The following is a 10,607-nucleotide window of genomic DNA, read 5'->3' as shown; positions in this document are numbered from 1 at the left end:
AAGGGACAGCGACTTTAGATATAGCCGCTGGTGCGTTTACCGACAGTGCAGGTAACAATAATACCGCAGCGACGCAAATCAGTATAACGGTTGATACCTCAGCGCCAGATGCACCGACAATTACCACCCCAATCGAAGGGGACGGCGTAGTCAATGCGTCAGAAGACAATGATGTGCTAATAGCAGGCACAGGTGCAGAGTCTGGTGCGACAGTATCAGTGAGTGTAGGAGGCGTAACTGCATCAACCACGGCTAACTCGGATGGCAGTTGGTCAATCAGTGGTAGTGAAGTAGATATCAGTACACTGAACAATGGCACGTTGACAGTCACGGTATCGCAAACAGACAGTGCGGGGAATACCTCAGGTAATGCCAGCAAGACAATAACACTGGATAATGTCGCACCGACAGGACACAGTGTTGCGTTTGCAGATAGTGTGTATTCGAATTCAGAAAAAACCGCGGCATCATTTAGCTTCAGCGGTGCAGAAGTGGGCGCCAGTTATAGCTATACCATTTCAAGCGATGGCGGCGGTACGAATGTGACAGGTACAGGCACACTATCGACGGCATCAGACACCATCAGCAATATAGATTTAAGTGCCCTGAACGATGGCACATTAACGCTCAGCGTAGTGGTCACAGATACTGCTGGTAATGCGGCGACAGCTGTAACCAATACCAGCACATTAGATGCGACGAGTCCGAGCTTATCAACATTCAGCTCATCAGCGAGCAGTGTTAAGGTTGGAGAAACCACCGATATCACCATGACAATGAGTGAATCGAGTACGAATTTCATAGCAAGTGATGTCACTGTTAGTAACGGTAGCTTATCGAACTTCTCAGGCAGTGGTACAAGCTATACAGCGACCTTTACCCCGAGCACAGATTTTGAAGGGACAGCGACTTTAGATATAGCCGCTGGTGCGTTTACCGACAGTGCAGGTAACAATAATACCGCAGCGACGCAAGTTTCTATCTCAGTTGATACGCTTAAGCCAAGTGATTATAGCGTGTCATTCGATGATGATAGTTATTCTAATGATGAGAAAATGGCGGTGGCATTCCAATTTTCTGGTGCTGAAGTCGGTTCATCGTATTCATATACCGTTTCTAGCGATGGTGGAGGTACCAGTGTAACTGGTAGTGGTAGTGTTGCTACAGTTACTGATACTGTGAGCAATATTGACTTAAGTAGCTTAAATGATGGTACTCTGACATTAACCGTTTCTCTAACGGATGCTGCAGGAAATGTTGGTGAGAGTGTATCTGATACAGCTTCATTAGATTCGATAAAACCTTCAGTGTCAGGGTTCACCTCAGCTCAATCAACACTCAAATCGGGTGAAACTACTGAAATTTCAATTACATTAAGTGAATCAAGTTCCGACTTTGTTGAAACCGATATTACTGTAACGAGTGGTAGCCTAACTAATTTTGCTGGTAGCGGCACAAACTACACTGCAACATTTACACCTTCAGAAAATAGTGAAGCAACAGCGACGTTGAATATCTTAGCGGGTGTTTTTACTGATGAAGCAGGTAATACCAACACCGCTGCAACTCAACTTGATATTACAATTGATACAAAAGCACCATCAGGGCAATCAGTATCAATTGATCAAAGTGTTATTAATAAAGGGAATGAGTCTGCATTGAGCTTTAGTTTAACTGGTTTAGAAAGCTCAGGCTCATTTACTTATTCTATTTCAGATGGCACCAGTACTTTATCAAGTCAAAGTTCAACGACTATTTCTGGTACGACTGCATCTATAGAAAATGTAGATGTTACTAGTCTAGGTGAAGGAACATTAACACTTTCTGTTGTTGTTACCGACTCTGCGGGTAATGCAGCAGACGCAATTACCGCAACAGTGACTAAAAAGTACAATGTAGTCCCAGAGCTATCTGGCTCACCGGCAACAACCGTTAACGAAGATCAGGCCTATAGCTTTACACCTACCCTTACGGATTCAGATGAGGGTGATACACACACATACAGTATAGTTAACAAACCAGACTGGGCAGAATTCAGCACCACGACGGGAACACTTAGCGGGACTCCAACTGATGGTGATGTTGGTACTTCACCTGACATCACTATAACGGTAAACGATGGCACTGACTCGGCGGATCTTACAGCATTTAGCATTGAAGTGATAAACACCAATGATGCTCCGGTAGGACAGGGCTTTAGCTTCACGTTGAACGAAGAGGCGACATTGACTGTCACATCGGCTAATGGTGTGTTAAGCACAGCTTCTGATGACGATACAGATAGCGGAGACACCTTAACAGCGAATGCTGTAAGCCAGCCCCAGTTCGGTCAATTAACATTGAACACAGATGGTAGCTTCACTTATATCCATGATGGCAGCGAAAATCACAGCGATAGCTTTACTTATCAAGTTGTTGATAGCAGTAATGCTACATCATCCACTCAAACTGTAACGTTAACGATCACCCCGGTGGCTGATGCACCTACAGCGGTGAACGATACGCAAACAACCAATGAAGATGAGACTGCTACTTTTAATGTGTTAAGTAACGACAGCGATCCTGAAAATGATATGGTGGCTTCATCTGCAGCAATTGTTACTCAACCAAGTAAAGGTTCGGTCAGTATTGCAAATGGTATAGTGACTTATACGCCGAATGTAAATGAAAATGGGCAAGACTCTTTCACTTATACTGTGAAAGATGCTGCGTTGAATACATCGGCCGAAGCTACCGTGAACATTACAATTACGGCGGTCAACGACCAACCCACAGTGCAAAACTTTACGACTTCAATTGATGAAGACAACGTTAGTGATGCAATTGCGGTTCGCGCTAACTCAAGTGATGTTGAAGACGGCACACCTTCAGGCGATATTACCCTCGCTTCTCAACCATCTAAAGGCAGTGTGGCGATTGATCAAAATGCAGGCACTTTGGTTTATACACCTAATGCGAATGAAACTGGCTCAGATACTTTTACTTATACAATTACAGACAGTGAGGGCAGCACTTCAGAGCCTGCCACTGTGTCAGTAACAATAGGCGCAGTGAATGACAAACCAATTGTTGCCAATGACAGTGTTACCACTGATGAAGATGTGAATGTGACTTTATCTGTTCTTGATAATGATTCTGATGTTGAGGATCAGGGCTTTAATGGTGCAAATATCACTCTTGAAGATCAAGGTAGTGGTGCTGGAACTTATACCAAAGCGGATGTCAGTATTCTAACAGACGGTCGTCTGCAGATTTCACCTAAGCAAGATGAAAATGGATCGTTTAGCTTCACTTATACCTTAACTGACAGTGAAGGTTTAACGTCTGATCCTGCAACAGTTACAGTTACTTTGACACCTGTCAATGATGCGCCAGTGGCAGTCGCAAACACTGCTGAAGTGGCAGAAGAAGGCTCGTTTGAAGTCAACGTATTAGGTAATGATACTGATGTTGATGAAAACGATAGCTTTAATGCCTCAAGTGTGACGGTTGTTCAAGCGCCAAGCAGTGGTCAAACTCAGATCACTTCCGCAGGTGCGATTGTTTATACACCAAACGAAAACTTTGCAGGTGAAGACACATTTACTTATACAGTGTCGGATGCGGCGGGGGCGGTGTCTAATGAAGCTACTGTTACTATGACAGTCACTCCGGTGAATGACACACCGGTTATTTCTGGTTCACCGGCTACGACAGTAGATGAAGATAGCACTTATAGCTTTACGCCAACATCTAGTGATGTAGATGGCGACACCCTTACATTTAGTATTCAAAATATGCCTCAATGGGCAAGTTTTGATACCAGTACTGGTACTTTATCAGGCACGCCATCTAATGATGATGTCGGTACTTATCAAGGAGTTGAAATCAGTGTTACTGATGGCACTGAAACTGCCAGCTTGTCATCGTTTGATATCACAGTGGTTAACACAAATGATGCCCCAACGATATCGGGCACACCTGCAAGCAGTGTTGATGAAGACACCACGTACAGTTTCACGCCTACAGCAAACGATGTTGATTCTGAGGATACACTGACATTCAGTATCACGAATCAACCTAGTTGGGCAAACTTCGATTCTCAAACAGGTACGCTTTCTGGTACGCCTGAAAACGATCATGTAGGCACGACTTCAGACATTACTATTAGTGTTAACGATGGTACAGAAACCACTGAACTTACACCATTCTCTATCACGGTGGTTAATACTAATGATACGCCAGTGATATCAGGCATACCATCTAGCAGTATCGATGAAGATACAGCTTATAGTTTTGTGCCAACTGCATCTGATGTGGATGTGGGTGAGACCCTCACTTTCAGTGTAACAAACTTACCTTCATGGGCTAGTTTCTCAACCTCAACAGGAGTTATCAGTGGTACGCCGGGTAATAGTGATGTGGGTGTTTATCAAGGTATTGTTATAAGCGTGAGTGATGGGACCGAAGAAGTTAGTCTCGATGCATTTAACGTTACCGTGATTAATGTCAATGACGCACCGTTAATTGCTGGGACGCCAAGCACTTCTGTAAATGAAGACACTGCATACAGCTTCACACCTTCGGCATCAGATATTGATGGAGATAGCCTAATATTCAGCATTTCGAATAAGCCTACTTGGGCAAGTTTTGATACGCAAACAGGCACACTATCAGGTACACCTGTCAACGCAGATGTGGGTAGTAGTAATGATATCGTCATTTCAGTCAGCGATGGTGCAGTTTCGGTTTCGTTAGATGCTTTCTCTTTAAGCGTGCTCAACACCAATGACGCGCCTGTTATAAGCGGAACACCTGCAACAAGTGTGAATGAGGATTCGCTTTACAGCTTTACACCTTCTGCATCAGACGTAGATGTAGGTGACGTGCTAACTTTCTCTATCAACAATAAACCGAGTTGGGCTAACTTTGATACTACAACGGGCGTTTTATCTGGTACTCCTACAGATGCCAATGTGGGGTCGCAAGAGCAGATAGTCATCACCGTAAGTGATGGCACGGTTTCCCAATCATTGAATGCCTTTAACCTTGAGGTGATAAATACCAATGATGCGCCAACAGCTCAAGACTACACGTTTAATCTTGATGAAGGCCAGTTGTTAACCGTTACCGAAATTTTGGGCTTATTAAGCACCGCAAATGATGATGACTTAGACAGTAATGATAGTCTTTCGGTCACTGCGATTACTCAACCACAGTATGGCGAATTAACACTAAATACTGACGGAAGCTTCAGCTATCAACATGATGGCGGTGAAAGTACTAGTGATAGCTTTACCTTCGAAGTGACTGACACGCAAAATGCGAGCTCAGGTGCCCATACTGTTTCACTGACTATTAATCCTGTTGCGGACGCGCCAATTACTCAGGATGACAGCGCCACGACCAATGAAGATACTGCTGTTCAGATAGATTTACTGGAAAACGATAGCGATGCCGAAGGTGATATGAACGCAGCATCGACGGTCGTTGTCACTAAACCAACTAAAGGCACAGTGAGTATTGTTAATGGTATTGCGACTTACACGCCTTCTAGCAATGAAAATGGCCAAGATAGCTTTACATATACGGTCGCTGACACAGGATTAAATGTATCTGAGCAGGCAGCAGTCGTTGTGACGATAACACCTATTAATGATGCACCAGTGGCTGCAAATCTGACCATAAGTACTGATGAAGATACAACTTCTACTGCACTTGATATTCGAGCAGCAGCTACAGATGTTGAAGAGGGCATACCGACAGGGACTATAACATTAGTGAGTGCGCCAAATATTGGCTCTGTTGTGTTTGACCAAGATGCTGGCACAGTGGTTTATACGCCAAACTCTGACGAAGTCGGTGAAGATAGCTTCACTTATACGATTGCTGATAATGAAGGGTTAGTTTCTTCTCCTGCAACGGTGAGCGTAAACATTGGCGCAATCAATGACCGTCCAATGGTAGGTGATGACTCGGTTACGACTGATGAAGATGTGACCGTTACGTTAAATATCCTTTCGAATGACTCTGACGTGGAAGATCAGGGCTTCAATGGTGCAAATATTACCTTGGAAGATCAGGGCAATGGTTCAGGTATATATTCTAAAGCCAGTGTTTCAGCTTTGGCTGACGGCAGACTAGAAATAGTACCAAACCAAGATCAAACGGGCACCTTTAGTTTCACTTACACACTGACAGATAGCGAAGGTCTAACTTCGCTGCCTGCAACAGTCACTGTAACACTAACTCCAGTCAATGATGCACCTGTTGCCGTTGATAACAGTGTTGAATTGCAAGAAGAAGGTGCTTTCGAAATCAATGTTCTGGGTAATGACACGGATGTGGATGAAGGAGACAGTTTTGATGTAAGTAGCGTGACAGTTGTCAGTGCTCCCCAAAACGGTCAGGTAGAAGTCACAGCTGAAGGTACTATCATTTATACTGCAAATACCAATTATTTCGGCGATGATAGCTTTACTTATACGGTAAAAGACCAAGCTGGTGCAGTATCTAATGAAGCGACAGTTTTATTAAGCGTCACACCTATAAATGATGCCCCAGAAGTCGAGGCGCAAGCATTAAGCCTGAATGAAGATGATACTCTGTTAGTTACACTCAGCGGAACAGATATTGATGCTGATGCACTAACTTACAGTATTGTATCGGATGTGGCTTCTGGAACGTTAGAGCAACAAACAGAGACCACTTGGCTTTACACACCAAATGCAAACTTCAATGGCTCTGATAGTTTCAGCTTTATGGCAAATGATGGAGTTTTAGACTCAAATATTGCAACGGTCACGCTAACGATAAATGCTGTGAATGATACGCCTGTCATCTCTGGCTCACCAGAAACAACAGTTGTTCACAATAATTTATACAGCTTTACGCCACAAGCAACAGATGTAGAAAATGACACACTTACATTTTCAATCAGCAATCAACCTGCTTGGGCTGAATTTGACACCGCAACAGGTACATTATCAGGTACACCAAGCAGAGAAGATGAAGGAGATTACAGCAACATTGTAGTAAGTGTCAGTGATGGTGACGCTCAAGCTGCATTAAATTCCTTCGATATTGAAGTTCAGTTTGTGAATAATCAGCCAGTGGCCAATGACATGGCGATATCGATGAATGAAGATGGTACAACTAGCTTCACGGCTGATACATCCGATGAGGATGGTGATATGGTGACTATATCGATATCACGTCAGCCTGTCAGCGGTACATTGGTGCTTCAAGGCAGCACATTCACTTATACACCATTGCGTAATTTCAACGGCTTAGATAGTTTCAGCTATATCGCGAATGACGGTAGCTTAGACTCTTCGGTAGGCGAAGTGAATATCACAGTTAATGCGGTGAATGATTTGCCACTTGCAGTGAATGATAGCTTTATCTTCGAGTCGCAGGCTAACAACACGTATACGCTTGATGTATTGGCCAATGACACGGATGCCGATGAAGGTGATGTGCTGACGATAATTGGTGCTAAAGCTTCGGTGGGGGCGGTTTCTATTGTTGATAGCGAGCTGTCATATCAAGCTGAAGCTGAGACGCAAGGCTTAATCGTGATTGATTACTTAATTGAGGACAGCCAAAAAGCACGCAGTAAAGCCACAGCTCAATTGCAAATAAATTCAGCACCGGCCAATACACTACCAGTGGTTTCAGTACCGGCTGATGTAACAGCCAATGCGACTGGTTTATTCACAAAAGTTGCATTAGGAACAGCCACAGCGACAGACAGCAATGGGAACAGTATCGCAGTGTCTTTGGTTGATGGGACAACACTATTCGCGCCTGGTGCTCACTTTGTTTACTGGCAGGCAACAGACAGTCAAGGGCTGCAATCAATCGCGACTCAAAATGTGTTTGTGAATCCGCTTGTTTCATTAGAGAAAAACAGTGATGTAGCTGAAGATCAAAACCACACTGTGAGTGTCTTCCTAAATGGTCCTGCACCGAGTTATCCTGTGACAGTGCCTTATACTGTTTCTGGTACCGCAAATGGTACAGATCATGATTTGGTCGATGGCCAAATATCGATAGAGTCAGGTACTTCAGCGCAAATTAGTTTTAACGTGTTCGCTGACAGTGAGGTTGAAGGTAATGAAAGTATTATTATTACGCTTGGCGATGCGTTAAATAAAGGGGCTAAATCATCTACTACAGTGACCATAGTCGAGGAGAATGTTGCACCGACCGTCACAACTGAAGTTGTTCAAGCCGGTGAAGTCCGTTCATTGTTAACGATTAATGATGATTTGGTGACGGTGACAGCGACCGCTAAAGATGCGAATCCACAAGATAATGTTTCTCTTGCGTGGAATGAAGAAGGCAGTGAGCTTACTAACCTGAGCACAGAGCAAAATACCTTTATTTTCAGCACGTCTGAATTAGCTGAAGGTATCTATCAATTAACCGTGACAGCAACAGATGATGCTGATCCAAGTCTTTCTTCTGTAAGTGAGGTTTATCTCGAGGTTGTGGCTGAACTTCAGACACTGACTCAGGAAGATACAGACGGAGACCTTATACCAGATGATCAAGAAGGTTATGCTGACTCGGATGGTGATGGTATTCCTGATTTCCAAGATGCCATTACTGACTGTAATGTGATGCAAGAGCAGGCGACAGAGTCAAGCCAATTCTTAGTAGAAGGTGAACCGGGAGTTTGTTTACGTAAAGGTGCAACCGTTGCTCAAAACAGTACAGGCGGTGTACAACTGCTAGAGAATGAACTGCCAGGTGACGAAAGTGCAATCAATATAGGTGGCTTATTTGACTTTATTGCAACTGGCTTACCGCAAGCTGGTGATACGTACAGCATTGTAATTCCGCAAAGAAGACCAATACCACTCAACGCTGTTTACCGTAAATTAAAGGCGGATGAGTGGATTGATTTTGTCAGTGGCAATGGCAACCAAATTCTTTCAGCAACGGGTGAGCCGGGTTATTGTCCTCCTCCAGGAAGTAATGAGTGGACTGAGGATCTAACTGAAGGTGACTGGTGTGTGCAATTGCAGATTGTTGACGGTGGACCAAACGATGATGACGGTCTTGCTAACAGAGCTGTGGTTGATCCAGGTGGTATTGCAGTACCTAAAACCAGCAATAACTTACCACAAGCTCAGTCTGATGAAGTAACAATTCGCTCAGGTGAAGCAATTATCATTGATGTATTAAATAATGACAGTGATGCTGATAATGATATGCTAACAATCACTGGAGCGAGCGTCGATTTCGGCTCTGTGATTATTGAAGATAATAAGCTGGTTTACACGCCTCCAACTGACTTGATTGGTCAAGCAATTATCCAATACAGTATTTCAGATGGTAAAGGCGGTACGTCTAATAGCACTGCAACAGTGAACTTGATTGTCAATAATGCGCCCACCGCAGTGCTTGATATTGCAAGTACAAATGATAAAGCAAGCATCACTATAGATGTTTTAGCAAATGACACAGATAAAGATGGAGATGAGTTAACGCTTGTCAGTGCAACTGCTCAACATGGTGAAGCACAGGTTAACCTCAACGGTACACTGACGTACGTGCCAAAAATTGGTTTTAATGGTATTGATGTTATTAAGTACAGCTTAAAAGACAGTAAAGGTGCAGTTTCTCAAGGTGAGGCGCGCGTTACTGTCGCAGCCCACCAAAGTGTCGCCATTGAAAACAAATCATCAGGTAGCCTAGGAGGGGCAGTTATCATAATGATTTCAATTTTATTAATGAGAAGAAGGAAGGCATTACTTCCAAGCTTTGCGATAATTACATCTAGTTGTTTAATTAGTTCTGAAACGATGGCATCTGATTGGGGAATAGAAGCTGGAGTAGGGCAAGCTAAAGCTGATTATTCAATGACAAACGTAGATGGCATCACAGAGGTCATGGTTGATGACAGCAGTAATAGTTGGTCAGCTGGCGTCTATTATCAACTTACTTCCGATTGGTCTACTTCATTACGCTATATCGACTTAGGGCAAGGAAGAGTCTCTTTTAAAGGGGAGTCTCTAACGCCGGATTCAGTCCACCAGAGAGTCGCTGAACAAGTGCCGAGTTTTTCTGAAGGGTTTGCACTTCAAGCCAAATATAATTTCTTAACCTTTGGTCATGCTCGAGTAGGCGCTTTCTTAGGTGCTTATAAATGGCAATACACAGTAGAAAGCGTAAGAGACAACCAACTTATAAAAAGCGAGATGAATGGCACAGACTTATATTATGGTATTGGGTTGAGCTATGAATTGACTGACTCTCTAAGCATCCAACTTGATTACAGTCACTTTAATCTAGAGCCAGAGCCTGTCTCAGATCTTCAGCTCGGATTATCGTATCGCTTCTAGCAACTGAGTGTTAAACCAATAAAAAGCCTTACAAATGTAAGGCTTTTTATTGTCTGTATTAATCTAGCCAGTTTTAATAATTTTCCATAAGCATGATGCTTTAATCGATTAGTGATACAAAGCTCGATTTGATTCAGTTTCACCAGAAAATATTTACCTCTTTATAAATATCTATTAATGCCACTTATTGTGAATATTTATTCTGTTAATTTTCAGTTTACGTAAACGTAAAGTCGCTGGTTTAAGTAACACTACATCACCTTTATTAAATGT

At 43.2% G+C, this 10,607-nt stretch carries 1 protein-coding gene; it reads left to right on the top strand.

Features of this window, described 5'->3' with window-relative positions:
• Positions 1-20 precede the first annotated feature (20 nt).
• On the top strand, positions 21-10,334 hold the full coding sequence (locus AC1HJP_RS06310; protein ID WP_480361089.1) for an Ig-like domain-containing protein: 10,314 nt from the start codon (positions 21-23) through the stop codon (positions 10,332-10,334).
• Positions 10,335-10,607: the final 273 nt, after the last annotated feature.

The sequence above is a fragment of the Pseudoalteromonas sp. NFXS53 genome (genome assembly GCF_056629255.1).
Note: the sequence above shows the minus strand (reverse complement) of the source record. Positions and strands in the feature narration are given on the sequence as shown.